This window comes from Stenotrophomonas sp. YJH_SMC_27 (genome assembly GCF_059369815.1).
This window is the reverse complement of record NZ_JCAFTA010000002.1, coordinates 364,029-387,393: the sequence shown is the minus strand read 5'-3', so window position 1 is coordinate 387,393 and position 23,365 is coordinate 364,029. Positions and strand designations below refer to the sequence as shown.

Sequence of the window (23,365 nt, the reverse complement as noted above, 5' to 3'; positions counted from 1 at the left end):
CAAACACAGGTTGAATTGGATGTGTCGAAGAAACTGGAAGTGTTTCCCATTGTCGCCGCGATTCGCGCGCTTTTGACCTCAATAAGGTCAAAACGATTGGCGATTACGGCCAAAGTGAAATGCTGCCGAACATACGCCGGCGTTTTGCATGCATATCCGTACGTAATTCCATACATAAACTTCAGTTGAGGTCTTATGGCTGGAACGATCACCTGAAGATGCGATGTCAGCCTGGCCGTCACGGGCGCGCGCGTAGGGTGGGGCGGTTGGCTGTTGCAGGCCACTTGGATACCCCCCACCGACGGAGAACGCAGATGATTGACTACCAACTCACCGGCAAGACCGCGATCGTGACCGGCGGTGTGTCCGGCATTGGTCTGGCCGTGGCGCAGACCCTGGCGGCATCCGGCGCGCGGATCTCGGTCTGGGACTTGAAGCAGGATGCGGTGGATGCCACCGTGGCGCAGTTGCGCGATGCCGGTGCACAGGCGATTGGCATCGCGCTGGACGTCACCGACGATGCAGCGGTGGAGGCGGCGGTGCAGCGCACCATCAAGGAACTCGACGGCCTGCATGTGGCGGTCAACAACGCCGGTATCGGTGGGCCGGCGGCCAGCAGCGGTGACTATCCGATCGATGGCTGGCAGCGCGTGATCGACGTCAACCTCACCAGCGTGTTCCTGTGTCAGCGTGCGCAGATCCACGCAATGCGCGCTGCTGGAACCGGCGGCAGCATCATCAACATGGCCTCGATCCTGGGCCAGGTGGGCTATGCCGGTTCCACTGCTTATGCGGCGGCCAAGCACGGCGTGGTCGGGCTGACCCAGACCGCAGCGTGGGAACATGCGGGCGACGGCATCCGTGTCAACGCGGTGGGTCCGGGCTTCATCGGCACGCCACTGCTGGAGAAAATGGACCCGAAGGTGCGCGCCACGCTGGAAGGGCGGCACGCGTTGAAGCGGCTGGGTACGCCGCAGGAAGTGGCCGCGTTGGTAGCCTGGCTGGCCAGCGACGATGCCTCGTTCGCGACCGGCGCGTACTATGCCATCGATGGTGGCTATCTGGCACAGTGAGCGAATGCGGTCAGTAGATCCACGCCATGCGTGGATGAAAGCGTGCGGTGAAGAAGGCGTGCCATCGCCTTCACCGCCGTCCCACGATCGTCGCGCGACGCTCCGGGAAAATTCCGGACCTTTCCAATGGAACTTACCCAGGATGTCTCGATCCTGCTGCGCGTTGCCGCAGCGATGCTGTTCGGCGGCGTGCTCGGCGTCGAGCGCGAGATGGGCAAGCACGCCGCTGGCCTGCGTACGCACATGCTGATTGCCGGAGCAGCAGCATTGATCGTTGGCCTCGGCGACTCGGTGGCCGAACATTTCCAGCAGGAGCGCTACCGCGACCTGCTGCAGGTCGACCCGGTACGCCTCATCGAGGCCGTGGTGGCCTGCGTAGGCTTCGTTGCTGCCGGCACCATCCTGCGCGGCTCGCGCGAGGACCAGGTCAGCGGGCTGACCACGGCCAGCTCGCTGATCATGGCGGCGGCCATCGGGATTGCGGTGGGTATCAGCAAGTACGTGATCGCGATCGGGGTGAGCGTGCTGTGCGTGCTGGTGCTGGCGGTGATGCGGCGGTTGGAGAAGCGGATTTCGTAGGGAAGGTCGCGTTGCCGGCCAGCGGCCGGCACTACCATGAAGTTTGTAATGGTCGGACCAATATGACGGCTAGCCCTATGGTCTAATAGGCTCGTCGTCGGAGTGGCGGTTAAATCTGCTAGAAGTGGTCTGATCGAAATCATCAATGGTAATACCAATGATCGACGGCCACGGCGACCCACCGCTTGCGGTGGGCTCCTCCGTTCCCAGTCGAGAATCTTCATGCAGCCTTGGCAACACCTGTACGACCCCGCCGGCAACCTGTGGTTGTCCAGCCTGATCGCGCTGCTGCCGATCGCGTTCTTCTTCATTGCCCTGGCCGTGCTGCGCATGAAGGGCTGGCTCGCCGGCACGATCACCGTGGCCATCGCGCTTGGTGTGGCGCTGTTGTTTTACCGCATGCCGTTGGCCCAGGCGCTGGGCGCGGCCGGCTTCGGCTTCGTCTATGGCCTGTGGCCGATCGCCTGGATCATCATCGGTGCCGTATTCCTCTACAAGGTCTCGGTCAAGACCGGGCAGTTCGACATCATCCGCGCCTCGATCCTCTCGGTCACCGAGGATCAGCGCCTGCAGATGCTGATGGTCGGCTTCGCCTTCGGTGCCTTCCTGGAGGGCGCGGCCGGTTTCGGTGCGCCAGTGGCGATCACCGCGGCACTGCTGGTCGGGCTGGGCTTCAAGCCGCTGTATGCCGCCGGCCTGTGCCTGATCGTCAACACCGCACCGGTGGCGTTCGGTGCAATGGGCATTCCGATCATCGTGGCCGGGCAGGTCACCGGCCTGGATGCATTCGAGATCGGCCAGATGGCCGGCCGCCAGCTGCCGTTCCTGACCATCATCGTGCTGTTCTGGATCATGGCGATCATGGATGGCTGGCGCGGCATCAGGGAAACGTGGCCGGCGGTGCTGGTTGCGGGTGGCTCGTTCGCCATCGCGCAGTACCTGACCTCCAACTTCATCGGCCCGGAACTGCCGGACATCACCGCGTCGCTGGCGTCGCTGGTGTGCCTGACCCTGTTCCTGCGCCGCTGGAAGCCGGTGCGGATCTTCCGCTTCGATACCGAAACCAGCGCCGAGGCGGCCGCACAGGCACTGGAAGCGCCCCGCTACAGCATTGGCCAGATCGCCAAGGCGTGGTCGCCGTTCCTGATCCTCACCGCGATGGTCACGCTGTGGAGCATCAAGCCGTTCAAGTCGCTGTTCGCGGCGGGTGGCCCGCTGGAAAGCTGGGTGCTCAAGATCCCGGTGCCGGGCCTGGACCAGATGGTGCAGAAGATGCCGCCGATCGTGGATGCACCGTTGAGCTACGAAGCCGTCTACAAGTTCGACTGGTTCTCGGCCACCGGTACCTCGATCATCCTCGCTGCGATGATCGCGATCATCGCGCTGCGTATGCCGGCCCGTTTGGCGCTGCGCACCTTCGGCGAAACCGTGCGTGAGCTGCGCATGCCGATCTACTCGATCGGCATGGTGCTCGCCTTCGCCTTCATCGCCAACTATTCGGGCCTGTCGGCGACGCTGGCGCTGGCACTGGCGCACACCGGCGACGCGTTCCCGTTCTTCTCGCCATTCCTGGGCTGGCTGGGCGTGTTCCTGACCGGCTCGGACACCTCGTCCAATGCCTTGTTCTCGGCACTGCAGGCCACCACCGCGCAGCAGATCGGCGTGTCCGACGTGCTGCTGGTAGCGGCCAACACCACCGGTGGTGTCACCGGCAAGATGATCTCGCCGCAGTCGATCGCCATTGCCTGCGCGGCGGTCGGCCTGGCCGGCAAGGAATCGGATCTGTTCCGCTTCACGGTCAAGCACAGCCTGATCTTCACCACGATGGTCGGCCTGATCACCCTGGCCCAGGCTTACTGGCTGACCTGGATGATTCCCTGAGCCATGCGCGGCTGGCCAACCACCCGCTGCGCGCTTCGGGCCACAATGGCGCCATGAGCACGCAACGTATTTCGGACAAGGTGGCTGCGCAGCTGCGCGGCCTGGTGCAGGAACAACAGCTGCGGCCGGGCGACCGGCTGCCGGCCGAGCGCACCCTGGCGGTGCAGCTGGGGGTCTCGCGCACCGCGCTGCGCGAGGCCATCGCGCAGCTTGCCAGCCAGGGTCTGTTGACCGCACGGGTCGGTGGCGGCACCTACGTGGCCGAGCCTGCGGCACGCGCGCGGCAGGCACTGGATGAACCGCTGGCGCCGTACCTGCCGCTGTTCCAGGGCGACCCGGAATACCGCTTCGACGTGCTGGAGATCCGCCACGCGCTGGAAGGTGCCACCGCCTGGCATGCGGCGCTGCGTGCCACCGACGAGGACCGCGCGCGCATCGCACAGGCCTTCCAGACCATGATGGACGCGCACGGCAAGGACGACCCCACCGGCGAGGCGGAGGCCGACGCGGCCTTCCACCTGTCCATCGCCGAGGCCTCGCACAACCTGGTGCTGCTGCAGGTGATGCGCGGGCTGTTCGAACTGCTGCAGACCAACATCTCGCAGAGCCGCGAAAAGCTCTACACCTCGGCGAGGACCTTCTCGCCGTTGTCCGACCAGCACCGCGAGATGATGGACGCGGTGCTGGCGGGCGACCCCGAACGCGCGCGCGCCGCCGCGCATGCCCACCTCGAATTCGTGCACACCACGCTGCGCACCCTCGATGACAACGAAGCCCGGCGTGCGCGGGCCTCGCGCCTGCCTTCCCCACACGGTTGACCCCATGATCATCTCCGCCTCCACCGATTACCGTGCCGCAGCGCAACGCCGGCTGCCGCCGTTCCTGTTCCAATACATCGATGGCGGCGCGTATGCCGAGCACACGCTGAAGCGCAACGTTTCCGACCTGTCCGACATCGCGCTGCGCCAGCGCATCCTGCGCAACATGTCCGACCTGAGCCTGGAAACCGAGCTGTTCGGCGAAAGACTGGCGATGCCGGTGGCGCTGGCGCCGGTCGGCCTGACCGGCATGTATGCCCGGCGCGGTGAAGTACAGGCAGCGCGCGCGGCCGACAGCCGCGGCATCCCGTTCACCCTGTCCACTGTATCGGTGTGCCCGATCGAGGAAGTCGCCCCGGCCATCCAGCGGCCGATGTGGTTCCAGCTGTATGTGCTGCGCGACCGCGGCTTCATGCGCAATGCGCTGGAGCGGGCACAGGCCGCGGGCGTGACTACGCTGGTGTTCACCGTGGACATGCCGGTGCCGGGTGCGCGCTACCGCGATGCACACTCCGGCATGAGCGGCCCGAACGCCTCGCTGCGCCGTATCGGCCAGGCCATCACCCATCCGCACTGGGCGTGGGACGTGGGCCTGTTCGGGCGCCCGCATGACCTGGGCAACATCTCCACCTACCGCGGCAACCCGACCGGGCTGGAGGACTACATCGGCTGGCTGGGCAGCAACTTCGATCCCTCCATTTCCTGGAAGGACCTGGAGTGGATCCGCGAATTCTGGAAGGGCCCGATGGTGATCAAGGGCATCCTCGACCCGGATGACGCGCGTGATGCGGTCAAGTTCGGTGCCGATGGCATCGTGGTCTCCAACCACGGTGGCCGCCAGCTGGACGGCGTGCTGTCCACCGCACGCGCACTGCCGGCCATCGCCGACGCGGTGCAGGGCGACCTGAAGATTCTCGCCGATTCGGGCATCCGTACCGGCCTGGACGTGGTGCGCATGCTGGCGCTGGGTGCCGACACCGTGCTGCTGGGTCGCGCCTTCGTCTATGCGCTGGCTGCGCAGGGCGAAGCCGGGGTGGCCAACCTGCTGGACCTGATCGCCAAGGAAATGCGCGTGGCGATGACGCTGACCGGCGCGCGCCGCATCGCCGACATCGGCCGCGATTCGCTGGCCAGTCTGCCATGAGTGGCCACGATGCGGTGCTGGCGCAGTTGCGCGATACGGTCGGCGGTCGCCATGTACTGACCGGTGACAAGGCCACGCGCCGCTTCCGTCGCGGCTACCGCTTCGGCGATGGCCCGGTACTGGCGGTGGTGCGTCCGGGTACCTTGCTGGAACTGTGGCACGTGCTGCAGGCAGCGGTGCAGGGCGGCGCGGCGATCATCCTGCAGGCGGCCAACACCGGCCTGACCGGCGGCTCGACCCCGGACGGCGATGACTATGGCCGGCCGATCGTGCTGGTCAGCACGCTGCGCCTGACCGGCATCCAGTTGTTGAACGAAGGCCGCCAGGTGCTGTGCCTGCCGGGTGCCACGCTGGACCGCCTGGAGCAGACGCTGGCCCCGCTGGGTCGCGAACCGCATTCGGTGATCGGCTCGTCCTGCATCGGTGCCTCGGTGCTGGGCGGCATCTGCAACAACTCCGGCGGTGCGCTGGTGCGCCGCGGCCCGGCCTACACCGAGCTGGCACTGTATGCGCAGGTCGATGCGCAGGGCCAGCTGCAGCTGGTCAATCATCTGGGCATCGCGCTGGGTGATACGCCCGAGCAGATCCTGCAGCGCCTGCAGGCCGGTGACTACACGGCCGCCGACGTGGGCGATGGCGACGGCCGTGCGGCTTCCGACCCACGCTATGCCGAGGAAGTGCGCAAGGTCGACGCCGATACCCCGGCACGCTTCAATGCCGACCCCAGCCGCCACTTCGAGGCAGCGGGATCTGCCGGCAAGCTGGCAGTGTTCGCGGTGCGCCTGGACACCTTCGAAAAAGAGGCTGCAGAGGTCTTCTATATAGGCAGCAACCGCATCGACAGCCTCACCGCGATCCGGCGCCAGCTGCTGACCGGCTTCGAGCGCCTGCCGATTGCCGGCGAGTACATCCACCGCGATGCCTATGATATCGGCGAGCGCTACGGCAAGGACAGCTTCCTGCTGATCGACCGCCTTGGCACTTCCCGCGTGCCCGCCGCGTTCGCGTTGAAGAGCCGTGTCGATGGCTGGTTCGAGCGGTTGGGCCTGCGCGGCGTGACCGACCGTGTGATGCAGGTGCTGACGGGCCTGCTGCCCTCGCACCTGCCCAAGCGCATGGGCGAGTTCCGTCAGCGCTACGAGCATCACCTGTTGCTGAAGGTCTCTGCCCAGGACGCTGCGGAAACCGAGGCCTGGCTACGCAGCTTCTTCGCCGGCCACGAAGGCGGCTATTTCCACTGCACGGCGGAGGAGGGACGCAAGGCGTTCCTGCATCGCTTTGCCGTGGCCGGTGCCGCGGTGCGCTACCGTGAAGTGCATCGTGACCAGGTGCAGGACATCGTCGCGCTGGACATCGCGCTGCGACGTGACGATGCCGACTGGTTCGAACAGCTACCGGCGGATATCGACGCGCGCCTGCTGCACAAGCTGTACTACGGCCACTTCCTGTGCCACGTGTTCCACCAGGACTACATCGCGCGCAAAGGTGAAGACCCGATGGCGATCGAGCATGCGATGTGGGCGCTGCTGGACCAGCGTGGCGCCGAGTATCCGGCCGAGCACAATGTCGGCCACCTGTACCCTGCCAAGCCTGCGCTGGCGGGCTTCTACAGGCAGCTGGACCCGAGCAATACGTTCAACCCGGGCATCGGCCAGACCTCGAAGGCCAAGGGGTGGGGTGGCTGCGACTGTAGTGGGCATTGACGGATACAAACTGGCTTTGCTGTAGAGCCGAGCCTATGCTCGGCTGCTCTTTCCGACAGACAGCAGTCGAGCATGGCTCGACTCTACAACGGCAGCGGTTACCATCTGGATCCCACGAGCAGGAATCTCCTCAATGCCCATCATCGTTGCCCGCACGACCATGGGCGTCGCATTGCTGGCGACCCCGCTGCTGGCGCTGGCCCAGTCCGCGATCCTGCCGCAGCAGCGCGATACCGCCGGCAATGTGATGGAGCCGCTGGGACAGGTGCTGATCGCGAGTGAGACTGGACCGTCGGGGCTTTATGACTGCACGCGGGACGGCAACTGGTGCATGCGCGTGCAACCGGTTGCCGAGGAGGGTGACCGGCCGAGCGTGCTGGAAGTGCTTGAGAAGGTGCAGGGCCGGGGCAAGCCGCACACCTACCACGTCAGCATCGACGTGCCGCAGAAAGCGAGCTGTCGCTGTGGCCATGGATCGTGCGGCTGGCCCCTGGCGTGGGCAGCGATGAACCGGTGACCGACCCGCAGCAGCGCGCCCGCCAGAATGTGCTGGTGGGTGGCATCGTCACGTTCAGCACCATGTACTCCGGTGGAGGTGCCGACGCGTCCACGCTGCAGCTGGCACGCGTGCGCCACCTGCAGGACGACATCCAGGTGGACGACGACGTGCTGACCGTGCCATGGCTGGGCAATGCGATGATCCGCGCCTGTTTCAGCGAGCAGGACATCAGGCAGCGCGCCGGTGCCTGCCACGACGAATACGGCTTCTCGGCGAGGCTGGCGCTGGACACGGCTGCCGAGGGTATGCCGGTGCTGCGCTACCAGACCGTGGCGACCCGGTTCCCGGCCGGTGTTTCGCGCTTCGAGGATTCGCTGGCCAAGGGGCCGCTGAAGAAGAAAGACCTGCGCACCGAGCAGGATCCGGCGTGCACCTATACGCGGTTGTTCCACTTCCGCGAGGGCATGTTCCACCCGGACCAGGCGCTGCCGGACTGCGCCGGCTATACCGAACCCTGAAGTGTAGAGTCGAGCCATGCTCGACTCGGGTTCTCGCGTGGCCCGGCCGCAGAGCAGCCGAGCGTGGGCTCGGCTCTACAAAAACTGTGGCGGCGCTTACTCGCAGCGCGTGGACGTGATGACGTTGTCCTTGTCCACGAATACGCGCAGGCGGTCCTGGCGGATGTCCTTGGTGGTGATGGTGCTGGGGCCGATCGGGTTGACCAGGCCGGCACCACTCTCGCGGGACAGGCGGCGGATGTTGGGCTCATTGGCCGGCTGGCCGATCGCCCAGCCCAGCTGGCTGGCGTCGCAGCGGCCGCTGCCTTTGACTTCCGGGCCAGGGGTGCTGACGCAGGCCGACAGCAGCAGGGCAGAGGCTGGCAGCAACAGGGACAGACGGAATGCGGACATGCGAGCGCTCCTGCGCAGGGGAAGATGACGGGAACGATAGCACCGGGCGTGCGAACGGCGTCAGCGCCCCGGTCATTGCCGGCACAGCGTGGTCATTGCATAGTGGGAGCAATGGCTGGCAGTACGCCAGCAGGCAGGCCGGGCCCTTCCGGCGCAGGTGTTGGGTACGGTATGACGTCAGGCAGTTTCCGCGGCAAGAACAAGACGATGACGGCGCTGGCGCTGTCGTTGCTGGGCGTGGCGTCTGCCGCCTCCGCTGCCGATCCGGAACCTGCGGCGGTCGAAACCCCGGTGTTCGGCGCCTGGCGCAACCTGCAGACCGAAGCGGGCTACGAGCCTGCGCAGCGTAATCTGGCCTTTGCCATGCTGCCGCAGGCGGCGACCCGTGGCGACCGTTTCGCTATTCTCGACCGTGAAGGCAAGCGGACGGTGTGCTGCCTGCAGGTGGCCAGCCCCTCGCTGGGGGTGGCCGCGCTGCGTGAGCAGTACCACCTGCCGCAGGCCTGGGTGACCGACCTGAGCAATGGCCGCAGCCCGGTACGTCCCTATGTGCCGCACGTCTATGCGATGCAACGGGTGGACGAACTGGCCGACTACAGCTTCGCCGACGTGCCGTGCGCCTACAGCGACCTGGGCGGGCTGCTTATTCCCGAAGGTGCCGCGCTGGAGGCCGACGGCAGCGCCGTCCGCCTGGGAGACATTCGCTATCCGCTGCATTTCCAACGCCAGCCGCATGCTGATGACGATGGTGCGCTGGACCGCTACAGCCTGCAGGCGGGCGAGGGCGGGGCACCGATCGTGGTTGAAGTGCCGTTCGGCACCTACTGATTGCAGCAGCGCACTGGCTAGAATGCAGCGCGGCGCTGTGTGCCGTGCCTGTTCCGTGAGTTGTTTCCGTGTCCCTGCGCCCCTTCCTGCTGCCGTCCCTTCTGCTCTTGTCTGCCTGTGCAAGCGCGCCGCCGCCACCGGCTCATGCCGATGCGCTGTGGCGGTTGATCGAGCGTGACTGCCGTGGCGCTGGAGGGCCGCGGGGTGACTGCCTGCGGGTGGAGCCGGCCGCAGACCGCCGCGATGTGCTGGTCAAGGACGCGCACGGCGACTACCAGTTCCTGCTGATGCCGCTGGACAAGGTCAGCGGTATCGAGAGCCGCAGCCTGTACCAGCGCGGTGCACCGAACTACTTCGCTGCGGCCTGGCAGGCGCGCAGCCATACCGAGCAGGCCTTGCGGCAACCGCTGCCGCGCAACGTCGCGAGCCTGGCGTTGAACTCGCCGCACGGCCGTTCGCAGCACCAGCTGCACATCCACGTGGATTGCCTGCGTGCCGACGTGCTGCAGGCGTTGGACGCGCATGCCGTTGCCCTGGGCAGCCGCTGGGCACCGCTGCCGGTGCCGCTGCGTGGTCATCAGTACCAGGCCCGCCTGTTGCCGGGCGCGGAACTGACCGCCAATCCGCTCAATCTGCTGGCCTATGACCTCGCCGGCGTGGACGACGTGGGCCAGTGGAGCCTGGTGGTGGCGGGACGGGACCCGGTGCAGGGTGGCCCGGGTTTCATCCTGCTGGCCACCCGTGTGGACCCCGGCACCGGTAACGAGGCCAGCGCTGAAGAGCTGCAGGACCACGCCTGCGCGGTGCTGACCGGCGCAGGCGTATCGCTGGAGCGGGTCCGCTAACTCTCGGGGTGCTGGCGGCTGCGCCAGACCGGCGCGGTCAGCGCCAGCAGCTGGCGATCCTGCCAACCGTCCAGATCCAGGTGATGGTCGCGCAGCAGCCCTTCCTGTTCGAAGCCGAAGGCGTGCAGTGCAGTGGCGAACGGGCTGCTGCAGTCCGGTGGCAGCATCACGAACAGGCGGTGCACGCCCACATCCTCGAAAAGGAACGGGCACAGCGCCCGCAGCGCTGCATCCGCGTGCGGGTGCCAATGCTGCTGCGACAGCAGCTCGGCGCAGCGCGTCTGCAAGCACTGCAGGCGGACATGCAACTGGTCCAGTACTGTGCCGTGCTCGTCATCGAATACTCCCAGCATCAGCTGATCGTTGTCCTGCTCCAGCCGCGAACGGTGCATGTGGGCCAGGAAGCGGGCTTCCTCGTCGATACCCGCCGGATGGCGTCGGCCGCGCCGGCGGCGATCATCGAACAAGCGCCAGCGCGGCAGGTCGGTACGCTGGAACGGGCGCAGGGTGACCGGTGCGGCCTGCAGCTGCAGCAGGTGACGGCGCAGCACCGGCCGCAACGGGGGGAGAAGCGGGGTGGGATACGGGATCATCATCCCCGGCACGATGGCCGTGCCCGCCCCCCTGCACCATTCAAAACATTGCAAAAATGCGGTGAGCGGCGCCGGGGGACTGATTCGGTTCAGGCATAAGGCCATCAGGCCTGGTCATTTCCGTTGAAACCACCCATTCAGGACACTTTCGTTACGGGATCGTTATGTGCCCCACAGGCCGCTCCCGCTACCACCCGCCCAACTCCCCCCAGGAAGCCCATGTCCGCCTCCCCCAAGGCGCTGCGCCCGCGTCCGCTGGTGCTCGCACTGTCGTCCCTGATGCTGGTTTCGCTGCCGGCCTTCGCGCAGGAAAGCGCGCCCACCACATTGCAGGAAGTGAAGGTCACCGGCTCGCGCATTCCGCGCGCCAGTGTCGAGGGGCCCTCGCCGGTGACGGTGATCAGCCGCGAGCAGATCGACGCGCAGGGCTACCGCAATGCCTTCGATGCGCTGAGCGCGCTGACCGAGAACACCGGCAACGTGCAGGGCGAGGACTTCGGCAATACCTTCACCCCGGCCGCCAACACCATCAACCTGCGCGGGCTGGGCCCGAACCGCACGCTGGTGCTGGTCAACGGCCGCCGCCAGGCCGACTATCCGCTGGCCTACGAGGGCTCGGTGAACGTGGTCAACCTGGCCAACATCCCCAGTGCGCTGATCGAGCGCATCGAGGTGCTGGCGGCCGGTGCGTCGGCGGTGTACGGCTCCGATGCCATCGCCGGTGTGGTCAACATCATCCTCAAGGACCGCTTTGAGGGCGTGGACGTGAACGTGCGGGCCGGCGGCACCCAGCAGGGCGGGGGTGACAACCAGCGCGCGCAGGTGGTCGGTGGCAGTTCCGGCGAGCGCTGGGATGCCCTGTTCGGCTTCGAGTTCGACGTGCGCAAGGCGATCCATGCGCGCCAGCGCGATTTCATGGACTCGCTGGATGATGACCCCGCCGGCAAGGCGCCGCAGGCGACCGCGATCGCGTATCGCCGCAACGCCGCTACCGGTCGCAACATCGATCCGGGCGCCAATGGCTGCGACGCGGCGTCGGACATCTATGGCGGCAGCGTGTTCCGTGCCTTCAACCCGCGCCAGGGCTGGTACTGCGGCAGCAACGAGGCCGCCGCCAGCTACTGGACGGTGCAGACCGAGAAGCGCAACCTCAACGGCTACGGCCTGCTGACCTTCCACGTCAACGAGACCACCGACCTGTTCGCCGACCTGGCCGTGGGCAGTGCACGCATCACCAACAACACCCGTGCGCCCACCTGGACCTCGGCGCGCAACTACTTCTACAACCAGACCACCGGCAACCTGGAAAGCTGGTACCGCCGCTTTGCGCCCGAGGAAATCGGTGGCCTGCCGCGCAACGCCAACCGCTTCCTGGAAAACTCGTGGTCATTCAACGTCGGTGCGCGCGGCCAGATCGGCGACACTGGCTGGGACTATGAGGCGGTGTACGGCCGCTCGCGTTACGAGAACCGCACCCGCCGCCCGGTGCTGCTGGCCGGTATCAACGAATACCTGCTTGGCCCGAAGCTGGGCGTGCGCAATGGCGTAGAGGTCTATGCGCCGGATCCGGCGCGCCTGTTCCAGCCGCTGAGCCCGAACGAGTACCAGAGCCTGTCCGGCTACCAGGAGAGCCGCAACGCGGCGTGGCTGCAGACCTTCAGCGCCAGCGTCAACGGCCGGCTGTTCGCACTGCCCGGTGGCGACGCTGCGCTGGCCGCGGTGGTCGAGGCTGGCAGCCAGGGCTATCGCAATCGACCGGACCCGCGACTGGGCACCGGTGAATTCTGGAACACCAGCGCCGGTATTGGTGCCGGTGGCGAGCGCGACCGCTATGCTGCCGGCGTGGAGCTGCAGCTGCCGTTGCTGCAGTCGCTCACCACCACCCTGGCCGGGCGCTATGACCAGTACCGTGCCGGTGGTGAGCACATCGGCAAGGCGACCTGGAGCTTCGGCGTCGAGTTCCGCCCGATCGAGAGCCTGCTGATCCGTGGTACCGCTGCCACCAGCTTCCGGGCGCCGGACATGAACTACGTGTTCGCGACCGAGACGCGTGGTTACAACCCGGGCATGACCGATTACTGGCGCTGCCGCACCGCAGGCCAGTCGTATGACAACTGCGATTACAACGGCCTGTCGATCGACTACAGCAACCGCGCCAACGCACAGCTGCAGCCGGAAACCGCCAAATCCTATGGTTTCGGCGTGGTCTGGTCGCCGCTGTCCGGGCTGGATTTCAGTGCTGACTACTACGACATCCGTATCGACAATGAGGTCACCAGCCTCGACACCAGCCGTATTCTTCGTGATGAAGCCGATTGCCGCCTGGGCCGCACATTGGGTGGCGAAGCACGCGATATCGGTTCACCGCTGTGCCAGGACGCGCTGTCGCGGGTGATCCGCAACCCGTCCAATGCCACGGTGCAGCCGGACCAGGTAACCCGCGTGCTGATCAACCCGATCAACGCGGCCTCCGAATCGGTGCGCGGCCTGGACCTGAAGGGCAACTGGCGTTTCGATGCCGGCCACTATGGCCGGTTCACCACGCGCCTGGCCTACACCGTGGTGCTGGAGCACAAGTACCGGCAGTTCTCCGATGATCCGGAGCGTGACATCCGCAATTCGCTGGATGACTACCAGTGGCGCAGCAAGGCCAACGGCAGCATCACCTGGAACCAGGGTGACTGGACCACTACGCTGTACGGCAACCGCTTCGGCTCGCTGCCGAAGACCGATGGCAGTGGCCGCATCGCGCCGTACATGACGTACAACGCCAGCGTGTTCCGCCAGTTCGGCGAGAACCTGTCGGTGGGCGTGATCGTCAACAACCTGCGCGACAGCCGCCCGCCGGCGGACAGGAACGGTGGCGGCTGGCCGTTCTACCCGGTCGGCAACTACGACCCGTATGGCCGCCAGTACTGGGTGCAGCTGGACTACCGGTTCCGCTGATCGGGCGGGCAGACAGAAGGCCCGGCAATGCCGGGCCTTCTGCTGTGTCCCTATCCGCTGTGATGGCGCGCGCCGGCGGCCTAGGGCAGTGCCTGCTGCAGGTACGACTCGATGACGTAGCTGAAAGGCTGCTGCTGGCGGTCGCGCAACAGGGCACGCACCTCCAGGATCACGCCGCGGTCGCCTTCGCCCCGCGGCGGCCAGAACGTCTGGTCGGCCAAGGTCTGGCGCTGGAAACCGAGCGGGCCGACCACGCGACCGAAGGGTTCGTCGGTGCTGTCCAGCACCTGGTTCATGGCCGGGCTGAGATGGCCGGGCAGGTACCAGTTGTCGGCCTCGGACAGCACGCGGCTGCCGCAGACCAGCTGCACGCGGCGATAGCGCAGGTCGGCACCCGGCTTCACACCCAGCGCCTGCAGCACATCGGCCGGGGCAGGCTTGTCCTGGCCGTGCACACGCACCGCGCGGACCCGCGCCTGTTCGGCCAGGCCATGTTCGGCACACCAGTGTTCCAGCGTGGCAGTGGCGCTCTGCCCGGACAGCACGCGCTGGTGCAGGCGCTCGACCAGTGCAGCCGGGGCAATGCGCTGCTGGCCCGGCGGCGACTGCAGCGGCGCAGCGGCCGCCGCATCAGTGGCGGACAGGCTGGCGATCGGGGCGGCGGCAAGCAGGGACGCGGCCTGCCAGCGGCGGAGACGATCGTGGCGGTCGGACGGGCCCATGCGGCATCACAGCGGAAACAGGCGCCCATGTTACCCGTTCAGGGGTGTGCACGGCGTGGCTGCGACCGGTTGTCGCAGGGCAGTCATCGTTCTGGTGAATGCGTGCCATCCAGATATTTCGTTGGCCGATGGCTGCGGCGAGGCGCACGATGGCGCCATTCTTGGCATTCCGGGAGTTCCCGATGACCCTCCAGTTCGTCCATGGCGGTGTCGACCGCGACGGTGCGCCACTGCATTTCCATATCCGTGATGGCCGCATCAGCGGGCTTAATGGCGAGGCGGCGCCAGCCGACGGGGCGGAATGCGTCGACCTGCAGGGCTTCGCGGTGCTGCCCGGGCTGGTCGACGGCCACATTCACCTCGACAAGAGCTTCGTCGGCGACCGTTGGCACCCGCACCAGCCGGTGAACAGCCTGCGCGAGCGGCTGGCGGTGGAGAAGGCGGCGGTGGCGGGTGCGGCACCGATGGTGGACCGTGCCGAGGCGCTGATCCGCCAATGCAGTGCTTTCGGTACGGTGGCGATGCGCTGCCATGTCGATATCGACGGCAGCACCGGTCTCGGCCATCTCGAAGCGGTGCGCGAGGCGGCACTGCGCTGCGCCGACATCATGCGGATCCAGCTGGTGGCGTTTCCGCAGGCCGGGGTGATGTCCTGTCCCGGCACCGCCGCCGTACTGGAGCAGGCGCTTGCCGCGGGCGTGGAGGTGCTCGGCGGCATCGACCCGACCACGCTCGATGGTGATGCCGAAGGCCAGCTGGCGCTGCTGTTCGGCCTGGCCGAGCGTTACGGCGTGCAGCTGGACATCCATCTGCACGAGCCCGGCGAAACCGGCCTGGCCCAGCTGCTGCGCATCGCGGCGCGGACGCGGGCTGCCGGCCTGCAGGGGCGGGTTGCGGTCAGCCATGCCTATTCGCTGGGCGAAGTGCCGCTGGCGCGCGCGCTGCAGGTGGGCGAAGCACTGGCCACGGCGGGTGTGGCGATCATGAGCAACGCGCCGGGCGATCATCCGTTCCCGCCGCTGCGCGCGCTGCATGATGCCGGTGTGCGCGTGTTCGCAGGCAATGACAACATCCGCGACTGCTGGTGGCCGTATGGCAATGGCGACCTGCTGCAGCGCGCGATGTTGCTCGGCTATCGGTCGGGCTTCTACACCGATGCCGACCTGATGCTGGCGCTGGACATGGTCACCACCCATGCCGCGCAGGTGATCGGCCTGCCGCAGCATGGTATTGCCGAAGGCCGGCCGGCGACCTTCGTGGCCGTGCGTGCCGACCACGGCCCGGCCGCCGTGGCCGGGGTGCCGGTGGAGCGCAGGGTGGTGGTCGACGGCCGCTGGCTGTAGATCCACGTCATGGCGTGGACGGCACCATCGCGCGGTCTCATTCATCCACGCATGGCGTGGATCTACCCCGATATGCCGTCAGGCGTAATCGTCGGCGCGGGTAGCGACGAACTCTTCCAGCCACGCAAGCAGGTGGGCGATGTCGATGATCTCGCCCTGCTCCACGCGCTTGAGCAGCAGGGTGCTGGCGCCGATCTGCAGGCTGCTGTCGGCATAGCGCAGCACTGCATCGATGCCCCAGGCATCGGTGACCTGCATCCAGGCCAGGCCCGGCACGCGCTGGGCCAGGATGTCACCGAACGCAACGCCCAGCGCTTCCCAGCCATCGCCGTCGTCACGATCGATCAGCTCGGCATCGACCACGCGCTGCAGGGTGGTGGCCGCCAGCGGCCACTGCACCGGCAACGTCGGAAAGCCGGCGGCCACGCGCGCGGCGATCAGCGAACGCTGGTGCTGCAGATGCGTCTGCAGTGCAGCAGGCAGGGGATCGAAACGGGTGGGAATTTCGTCGGACATGGCAAGGCGCCGTGGAGCACGGAAACAAGAGTCACTGTAGCCGGCGATGTAGTGCCTTGGCGTGGCAGGTCTGATCAGATATCGATGATCAATGCGCGAACTCTGATTGCTCCCGCAGGTGCAGCATCAAGGTCCGTATACGTCATTCTGCGAGGCTCAATCGTGCTCTCATGGGCTCAGTTGGACTTTAGCGCTTGCTGGATGATGAGCTCCTCGAGGGCTTCAAGCAGATGATTGATCTCGATGGCCTCGCCTTCTTCGACGCGCTTGATCAACATGGTGACGGCGCTGACGATGCTGTTGGCCTCTCCATAGCGTAGAACCGCATCGACGCCCCAGGCATCGGTTACCTGGGTCCAGGCAAGTTCCGGTACACGCTGTGCTAGACAGTCACCGAATGCGACCCCTAGTGCTTCCCAACCGTCACAATCATCGCGATCGATCAGTTCTGCATCGACTACGCGTTGCAGCGTGCTCGGCAGCAGCGGCCATTGAACAGGAACGGTGGGGAACGCAGATGCGACGAGGGCAGCAACCTGTGCACGCTGCTGCTGCATGTGCACGATGAGTGCAGGTGGCAGCGGATCGAACCGCATGTCGGCTTCGTCCTTCGGAGCAGGGGTCAAAGTAACCTGGTACGTGCTGGTCATAGGCGGGGTAATCCGGAGAAGGGCGTTCACCACCCTATCGCCCAGACTTTGGGTACGCGATCAGTGGGCCGTTTGCGACAAGCATGTATTTGCTGGCGCACGAGCGCCCTTTCCGATGCCGGAGGGTCGTTTCCATCCACGCATGGCGTGGATCTACTGTGGTCAGTCCGGTTCGCGCCGTACCTGCCGCCACAGCTCGCTGGCCAGTGCCCGCACCGCATCATCGGCGTCGGCACGATGCAGCAGGCCGATCTCGTAGTTGTCGACCACCGGCAGCCCACGCTCGCCATCGATGATGCGGTGCTCGCGGCTGACCGCGCGGCGTGGCAGCAGGCTGATGCCGATGCCATCGGCCACCGCGCCCTGGATGCCGCTCAGCGACGAGCTCGTGAAGGCGATGCGCCAGCGCAGGCCCAGCGCTTCCACGGCATGGATCATCTCGTCGCGGTACAGTCCGCGCGGCGGGAAGGTGACCAGCGGCAGCGGGTCCTGCTGCAGGCAGCTGCTGCGCAGGCTGTCGATCCAGTGCATCGGCTCGCGCCGGCAATGCACCGCCTGGCGGCTGTTGCGGCGTTGCTTGACCAGCACCAGGTCCAGCTCACCGTGGTCGAAGCCCTGCGCCAGGTCGCGGCTGAGGCCGCTGCTGATCTCCAGCTTCACCTGCGGGTGGCGACGGCTGAAGGCGGCCAGCATGCGGGTGGTCTGCGCGTTGACGAAATCCTCGGGCACGCCGATGCGGACCGCGGTCTCCACGGTCGCACCGGCCAGCGCCTGCGCCATTTCCTCGTTCAGGTCGAGCATGCGCCGCGCGTAGCCGAGCAGGGTGTGGCCGGCATCGGTGGGGTGCACGTCGCGATGGCCGCGTTCGAGCAGGCGATGCCCGGCCAGTTCCTCCAGCCGGCGCACCTTCTGGCTGACCGTGGACTGGGTCGAATGCAGGCGCGTGGCCGCCGTGGTGAAGCTGCCGCAGTCGGCCACCATCACCAGCGCCCGCAGCAGGTCCAGTTCGAACAGAGTTCTATTCGATTTGGCACTGTCTTGCATTTGAACATTTCACTTCTGGATACCCGGGCCGACTTCTACCATGCAGGACAGGGGCCGGCAATGCCCGGCTGTTGCTACCGTCGCACGGCGTTCCGTGGCGACGGACATGAGGAGACACTGTCATGCGCGTCCATCATTCCGCTGGTTGGCCTGCGCCGTTCACGCGCGTGCTGCTGTTGTGCCTGCTGGCCATGGTCACCCCTGCCTGCACCGCCACGTCCAGGGCCGACGCAGACGCGCGCCTGCGGGATGCCGCCAGCCGCGGCGACGCCGATGCGGTGCGACAGGCGATCGAGGATGGCACCACGCTGGAGGCGCGCGATGGCCAGGGCCGCACCGCGCTGCTGCTGGCCACGCACGGCAACAACGTGGATGCCGCGCGTGAGCTGATCGAGGCCGGGGCGGGAGTCAACGCCAAGGACGCGTTGCAGGACAGCGCCTACCTGTACGCCGGCGCGCGCGGCCTGGATGAGATCCTGGCGATGACCCTGGCGCATGGCGCCGATCTGCGCAGCACCAACCGCTATGGCGGTACCGCGCTGATTCCGGCCGCCGAGCGTGGCCACGTCGCCACCGTACGTACGCTGCTGCGCGCGGGCGTGGCGGTGGACCATGTCAACCGCCTGCACTGGACCGCGCTGCTGGAAGCGATCCTGCTCGGCGATGGCGGTGCGCGCCACGTGCAGATCGTGCAGCTGCTGCTGGAGGCCGGTGCCGACCCGGAGCTTGCCGACGGCGATGGCGTGACGCCGCTCACGCACGCGCGCCAGCGCGGCTATGCCGGAATTGAGACCCTGCTGCGCCAGCACGGCGCGCTCCGCTGAATGCAAACCCCTTCCACCCGCACGCTGGGCGTGCCCATCAGGATGCTGTCCATGTTCCGTTCCCGTCCGTTGTCCCTTGCCATCCTCCTTGCGGTAGCACCTCTGTCGGCGTCTGCCGCCGAGCGCGCCGACCTGCTGATCCGCAATGCCACCGTGGTCGATGTCGAGCACGCCAGCACCCTGGCCGGGCAGAGCGTGGTGATCCGCGGCGAGGACATCGTCGCCGTCGGTCCAGATGCGCAGCTGCGCAGCCAGTGGAGCGCGGCCCGCCAGATCGATGCCAAGGGCAAGTACCTGATCCCGGGGCTGTGGGACATGCACGTGCATTTCGGCGGTGGCCCGGCGCTGATCGAAGAGAACAAGGCACTGCTGCCGCTGTACATCGCGCACGGCATCACCACCGTGCGTGATTGTTCCGGCGATCTGCCCGAGCAGGTGCTGCAGTGGCGTGGCGAGATCGCCAAGGGCACGCTGTTCGGCCCGCGCCTGCTCAGTTCCGGCGCGAAGATCGAGGGCATCAAGCCGGTGTGGAAGGGCACGATCGAAGTGGGCAGCGAGGCCGACGTCGACAAGGCGATTACCCGACTGCAGCACGACAAGGTCGATTTCGTGAAGATCACCGACAGCACGCTGACGCCGGAACTGTTCCTGTACTCGGCCAGCGCTGCGCGAAAGGCCGGCTTCAAGGCCTCGGGCCACATTCCAATGGCGCTGACCGTGGAGCAGGCGGTCGATGCCGGCCTGGCCTCGATCGAGCATCTGGACTACGCATTCAAGGCCGGCAGCAAGGACGAAGCGCAGATCGCCGCCGACTTCGGCGCCGGGCGCATCGATCGCGCCGAAGCCAATCGCCGCCTCGACGCCAGCTTCGACCGTGACACCGCGATGCATGCCTACCGTGATTTCGCCAAGCGTGGCGTGTTCGTGACCCCGACCCTCAACGGCGGCCGCATCCTCGATTTCCTTGACCAGGATGACCACGCCAACGACCCGTACCTGGCCTACATCGGCCCCGGCCTGCGCGCGACCTACCAATGGCGCGTGGACCGTGCGGCGAAGGCGACGCCGGCGCAGATCGAAGCGCGCCACGCGCAGTACCACCAGGTGGCCGCGGTGCTGCCGATGCTGCAGGAAGCCGGCGTGACGATCATCGCCGGCACCGATGCGGGCTTCCTCAACTCGTTCAACTTCCCGGGCATCGCCCTGCACCAGGAGCTGCAGCTGTTCGTGAAGGAAGGCCTGAGCGCGCCGCAGGCGCTGTCGGCCGCCACCCGTTCCGGCCCGGCCTGGTTCGGCCAGATGGACCGCTACGGTGGCGTCGCGCAGGGCAAGGCTGCCGATCTGGTGCTGCTGACCGCCAACCCGCTGCAGGACATCGCCGCCACCGAGAAGATCGACAGCGTGATCCTGCGCGGCAACGTGTATGACCGCGCCGCGCTGGACAGGATGCTGGCCGACACCAAGGCCAAGGTCGCGGCGTGGAATGCCGAGGCGGCGAAGGCCAATTGAGGGTGGGGCGGGGCGGAATCCACGCATGGCGTGGATCTACCGGTTGCCGTACGGGCATCCATACCCGCGATCAGCAGTAGATCCACGCCATGCGTGGATGATGCGGCCGATGACCTAACGCGGTGCCGGCCGCATGCCATGCAGCTGCGGCAGTGCGGCCTTCATCGCATCGATGAAGGCGCGCAGCCGCGGCGGCTGCTGGCGCGCGGCAGGAAACACGACATGCACCGGCAGTGCCGGCGCCTGCCAGTCCGGCAGCAGCTGCACCAGACGCCCTTGGGCGAGGTCGTCGGCCACCAGCCAGGCCGAGACCACCGCTGCGCCCAACCCGGCGCGTGCAGCCTGCTGCACCACGAACAGGTTGTCGCTGAGCAGGCGCGGGCTGATCGAAAGGGTATGCGCGCGCCCCTGCGCGTCATGCAGCAGCAGGCGTTCGCGGTAGTAGGTGACCAGCGAGATCCATGGCAGTGCCTGCGCCTGTTCCGGCGTACTGACCGCCGTGGCGTCCACCAGCGAGGGCGCTGCCACGACGATGCGCGGCACTTCGGCCAGCGGCAGTGCCACCATGCGCGGTTCGTCGACCGGTCCCACACGCACCGCGCAGTCGATGCCTTCGGCGATGAAATCCGGGCGACGATCTTCCAGGATCCACTCCAGGCTCAGCTGTGGGTGCTGGGCGAGGAACGCGAGCATGGTCGGAAGCAGCTGCGCCTGGCCAAAGGCATGCGGCACCATCACCCGCAGGCGTCCGCGCAGCGTTTCCGGTTCGCCGTTCAGTTCGGCCTGCAGCGACTCCCATTCGTCGACCACGCGTTGTGCATGACGCTGGCAGCGCAGGCCGTCCTCGGTCAGTTGCAGGCCGTGGGTGGAGCGCTGCAGCAGGCGCAGGCCGAGCTGTCGCTCCAGTGCCTGCAGGCGTCGGCTGACCGTCGGCTGGGTGGTGCCCAGCTGCAGGGCCGCAGCAGACAGGCTGCCGGCATCGACGATGCGCAGGAAGGTGCGCAGCAGATCCAGGCGATCAGCGCCAGCGGTGAGCTCGGTCATGCGTATGGCGTATGAATTATATGTATTTCAGCCTACTACAGACGTTGGGCGAATGCGGGCAGGATACGCCCACTTCTTCCACCGGACTCCCCCATGTCTACCCCCTCGCTGTCTGTTGCGGCCGCACCGGCGACCGTACCTTCCACCCCGTTGGTGCTGGCAATGGCTGCCGGTGCCGGCTTCTCGGTCGCGTCGCTGTATTACAGCCAGCCCATGCTGGGCCTGATAGCCCAGGACCTCGGCGCAGGTGAGCGCGCCGCCGGCCTGGTGCCAACCCTGACCCAGCTCGGCTACGCACTGGGCATCCTGCTGCTGGCACCGCTGGGCGATCGCTTTGACCGCCGCCACCTGATCCTGTTGAAGTCCGCGCTGCTGGCGCTCGCCCTGGGCGCAGCAGCAATGGCCGGGCAGCTGCCGGGCCTGCTGGTGGCCAGCCTGCTTGTCGGGCTGACGGCCACCCTGGCGCAGGACATCGTGCCCGCAGCGGCGGTGCTGGCGCCGGACGCGCAGCGCGGCCAGATCGTCGGCCGGGTGATGACCGGCCTGCTGCTCGGCATCCTGCTGTCGCGGGTGGTCAGTGGCGTGGTGGCTGAAGCGTGGGGTTGGCGCACGCAGTTCGTGCTGGCGGCGGTATCGGTGGCGGCGATGGGCGCGGTGATGGCGCGTGCGCTGCCGCGCTTCGCGCCGACCAGCACGCTGCGCTATCCGGCGTTGTTGGGTTCGTTGTTGGCGTTGTGGCGCGAGCAGCCGCAGCTGCGCCGTGCGGTGGCCAGCCAGTCGCTGCTGGCCGTGGGATTCAGCGCGTTCTGGTCGACCCTGGCGCTGATGCTGCATGCCCGCCTGGGGCTGGGTAGTGCGGCGGCGGGTGCGTTTGGTATTGCGGGTGCGGCCGGTGCACTGGCCGCGCCGTTTGCCGGCCGTTTTGCTGATCGACTGGGGTGCCATGCGGTGGCACGGCTGGCGATTGCGGTGGCGCTGCTGGGCTTCGGCCTGCTGCTGGCCGAAGCCTGGTTGCCGGCCGCCGCGCTGCTGCCGTTGCTGGTGGTGAGTGCGCTGCTGTTCGACTTCGGCTTCCAGTCGGCGCTGGTGGCGCACCAGACCCTGGTCTACGGCCTGGTACCGCCGGCACGCAGCCGGCTCAATGCGCTGTTGTTCACCGGCATGTTCATCGGCATGGCCGCCGGCGGTGCGCTGGGCAGCTTGGCGCTGGCGCAATGGGGATGGCACGGCGTGGCCTGGTTGGCGGTGGTGTGTGCGGGCAGCAGCCTGCTGCTGCGTTTGAAGTAGGGGGGTGTTTGGCAGGGCTTGCAGCCCTGCACCTGCTGGAGGCAACAGCAACAGCAACAGCAACAGCAACAGCAACAGCAACAGCGGGGTTACTGTAGGGAGGCGGGGTGGGTCCGGTTGCGGGGGACGCCGTGAATCCCCAGTCCGGCCCAGCCGCTGGCGGCTGGGCGTTCGGGCGCTTGCGAAGCAATGCTTCGCAAGCGAAGCGCCCTCACCCATGGGGGCTCGGTCGCGCCTTGCTCGTGTGCGCTGTCCTGCGCACACGGCAAGACCGGGGTTGGGCGTCCTGCCCAACCCGCCCGAGGCATGCCTCGGGCCCATGGCGCTCACGCCCCCGCAACCGGACCCACCCCGCCTTCGACAGGTTCCTGCGGTCTGTTGGAATGGCTCTTGGGGTCAGATCCGTTTTCCTTCGGAAAACGGATCTGACCCCTGATTGATTTCGATATCTGACAGAAGTGTCGACCAAGGTCGACACCTACCAACCGCCATCGGAATCTGTCAGAGGTGGGGCGGTGTCGGAGTGCGGGGTGTCAGCCGCATGGATGCGGCTGCCAAGCTTACAGGGACGTACTTGCAGCGTCCCCGCAGTCCGACACCGCCGCG

At 67.0% G+C, this 23,365-nt stretch carries 20 protein-coding genes and 1 pseudogene; 14 read left to right on the top strand and 7 right to left on the bottom strand.

The features are described 5' to 3' along the window. Window positions 1–314 precede the first annotated feature (314 nt). The 7 genes and pseudogenes from AC5P7R_RS05290 (at window position 315) to AC5P7R_RS05260 (ending at window position 8,215) form a co-directional block, all read left to right on the top strand. Window positions 315–1,073: an SDR family NAD(P)-dependent oxidoreductase gene (locus AC5P7R_RS05290; RefSeq protein WP_021204485.1), complete on the top strand. Its 759-nt coding sequence runs from the start codon at window positions 315–317 to the stop codon at window positions 1,071–1,073. A gap of 126 nt (window positions 1,074–1,199) precedes the next feature. After that, window positions 1,200–1,652: an MgtC/SapB family protein gene (locus AC5P7R_RS05285; protein ID WP_005413774.1), complete on the top strand. Its 453-nt coding sequence runs from the start codon at window positions 1,200–1,202 to the stop codon at window positions 1,650–1,652. Between the two features lie 222 nt (window positions 1,653–1,874). Next, window positions 1,875–3,533, top strand: a complete 1,659-nt coding sequence (gene lldP / locus AC5P7R_RS05280) for an L-lactate permease (protein ID WP_021204484.1) — start codon at window positions 1,875–1,877, stop codon at window positions 3,531–3,533. Between the two features lie 53 nt (window positions 3,534–3,586). Next, entirely contained in the window at window positions 3,587–4,351 is a 765-nt protein-coding gene (lldR, locus tag AC5P7R_RS05275) for a transcriptional regulator LldR (RefSeq protein WP_005417039.1), read from the top strand. Between the two features lie 4 nt (window positions 4,352–4,355). After that, entirely contained in the window at window positions 4,356–5,495 is a 1,140-nt protein-coding gene (lldD, locus tag AC5P7R_RS05270) for an FMN-dependent L-lactate dehydrogenase LldD (protein WP_227853802.1), read from the top strand. Further along, the gene (gene dld, locus AC5P7R_RS05265) at window positions 5,492–7,198 is read left to right on the top strand and encodes a D-lactate dehydrogenase (protein ID WP_227853803.1); all 1,707 of its coding nucleotides are present in this window, start codon (window positions 5,492–5,494) and stop codon (window positions 7,196–7,198) included. Before lldD ends, dld begins: the two co-directional genes overlap by 4 nt. 133 nt (window positions 7,199–7,331) lie before the next feature. Continuing rightward, a pseudogene (locus AC5P7R_RS05260) lies at window positions 7,332–8,215 on the top strand (hypothetical protein). A 96-nt stretch (window positions 8,216–8,311) separates the two neighbouring features. On the opposite strand, the gene AC5P7R_RS05255 reads toward AC5P7R_RS05260, so the two are convergent. Continuing rightward, entirely contained in the window at window positions 8,312–8,608 is a 297-nt protein-coding gene (locus AC5P7R_RS05255; protein ID WP_005410030.1) for a hypothetical protein, read from the bottom strand. Between the two features lie 171 nt (window positions 8,609–8,779). On the opposite strand from AC5P7R_RS05255, the gene AC5P7R_RS05250 reads away from it, so the two are divergent. Then, window positions 8,780–9,436 (top strand): decarboxylase, encoded by a 657-nt coding sequence (locus AC5P7R_RS05250; RefSeq protein WP_495213784.1) that lies wholly within the window; start codon window positions 8,780–8,782, stop codon window positions 9,434–9,436. 68 nt (window positions 9,437–9,504) lie between these two features. Further along, on the top strand, window positions 9,505–10,281 hold the full coding sequence (locus AC5P7R_RS05245; protein WP_019660211.1) for a CDP-diacylglycerol diphosphatase: 777 nt from the start codon (window positions 9,505–9,507) through the stop codon (window positions 10,279–10,281). Here the strand turns inward: AC5P7R_RS05245 and AC5P7R_RS05240 are convergent. After that, on the bottom strand, window positions 10,278–10,877 hold the full coding sequence (locus AC5P7R_RS05240) for a GNAT family N-acetyltransferase (protein WP_478435890.1): 600 nt from the start codon (window positions 10,875–10,877) through the stop codon (window positions 10,278–10,280). The genes AC5P7R_RS05245 and AC5P7R_RS05240 overlap by 4 nt on opposite strands. 216 nt (window positions 10,878–11,093) lie before the next feature. Between AC5P7R_RS05240 and AC5P7R_RS05235 the strand changes: the two genes are divergently transcribed. Continuing rightward, window positions 11,094–13,820, top strand: a complete 2,727-nt coding sequence (locus tag AC5P7R_RS05235) for a TonB-dependent receptor plug domain-containing protein (RefSeq protein WP_134735542.1) — start codon at window positions 11,094–11,096, stop codon at window positions 13,818–13,820. A gap of 80 nt (window positions 13,821–13,900) precedes the next feature. Here the strand turns inward: AC5P7R_RS05235 and AC5P7R_RS05230 are convergent, their stop codons facing one another. After that, entirely contained in the window at window positions 13,901–14,542 is a 642-nt protein-coding gene (locus AC5P7R_RS05230; protein ID WP_111099211.1) for a hypothetical protein, read from the bottom strand. Between the two features lie 182 nt (window positions 14,543–14,724). On the opposite strand from AC5P7R_RS05230, the gene AC5P7R_RS05225 reads away from it, so the two are divergent. Next, complete coding sequence (locus tag AC5P7R_RS05225) at window positions 14,725–15,885, top strand: amidohydrolase family protein (RefSeq protein WP_478435889.1); 1,161 nt, start codon at window positions 14,725–14,727, stop codon at window positions 15,883–15,885. A 78-nt stretch (window positions 15,886–15,963) separates the two neighbouring features. Here the strand turns inward: AC5P7R_RS05225 and AC5P7R_RS05220 are convergent, their stop codons facing one another. The 3 genes from AC5P7R_RS05220 to AC5P7R_RS05210 form a co-directional block, all read right to left on the bottom strand. Beyond that, window positions 15,964–16,401: a DUF3806 domain-containing protein gene (locus tag AC5P7R_RS05220; RefSeq protein ID WP_313312349.1), complete on the bottom strand. Its 438-nt coding sequence runs from the start codon at window positions 16,399–16,401 to the stop codon at window positions 15,964–15,966. 176 nt (window positions 16,402–16,577) lie between these two features. Next, a complete protein-coding gene (locus tag AC5P7R_RS05215; protein ID WP_495213783.1) occupies window positions 16,578–17,051 on the bottom strand; it encodes a DUF3806 domain-containing protein in 474 nt (157 codons plus the stop codon). A 162-nt stretch (window positions 17,052–17,213) separates the two neighbouring features. Beyond that, window positions 17,214–18,095: a LysR substrate-binding domain-containing protein gene (locus AC5P7R_RS05210; RefSeq protein WP_478435887.1), complete on the bottom strand. Its 882-nt coding sequence runs from the start codon at window positions 18,093–18,095 to the stop codon at window positions 17,214–17,216. A gap of 122 nt (window positions 18,096–18,217) precedes the next feature. Between AC5P7R_RS05210 and AC5P7R_RS05205 the strand changes: the two genes are divergently transcribed. Together AC5P7R_RS05205 and AC5P7R_RS05200 are read left to right on the top strand one after the other, a co-directional pair. Next, a complete protein-coding gene (locus AC5P7R_RS05205) occupies window positions 18,218–18,919 on the top strand; it encodes an ankyrin repeat domain-containing protein (protein WP_478435886.1) in 702 nt (233 codons plus the stop codon). 51 nt (window positions 18,920–18,970) lie between these two features. Then, the gene (locus tag AC5P7R_RS05200) at window positions 18,971–20,428 is read left to right on the top strand and encodes an amidohydrolase family protein (protein WP_478435885.1); all 1,458 of its coding nucleotides are present in this window, start codon (window positions 18,971–18,973) and stop codon (window positions 20,426–20,428) included. Window positions 20,429–20,542: 114 nt separating this feature from the next. On the opposite strand, the gene AC5P7R_RS05195 is transcribed toward AC5P7R_RS05200, so the two are convergent. Continuing rightward, a complete protein-coding gene (locus AC5P7R_RS05195; RefSeq protein ID WP_478435884.1) occupies window positions 20,543–21,472 on the bottom strand; it encodes a LysR family transcriptional regulator in 930 nt (309 codons plus the stop codon). A gap of 93 nt (window positions 21,473–21,565) precedes the next feature. Here AC5P7R_RS05195 and AC5P7R_RS05190 point away from each other — a divergent pair, with 93 nt between their 5' ends. Beyond that, entirely contained in the window at window positions 21,566–22,759 is a 1,194-nt protein-coding gene (locus AC5P7R_RS05190) for an MFS transporter (RefSeq protein WP_111099204.1), read from the top strand. Window positions 22,760–23,365 lie beyond the last annotated feature (606 nt).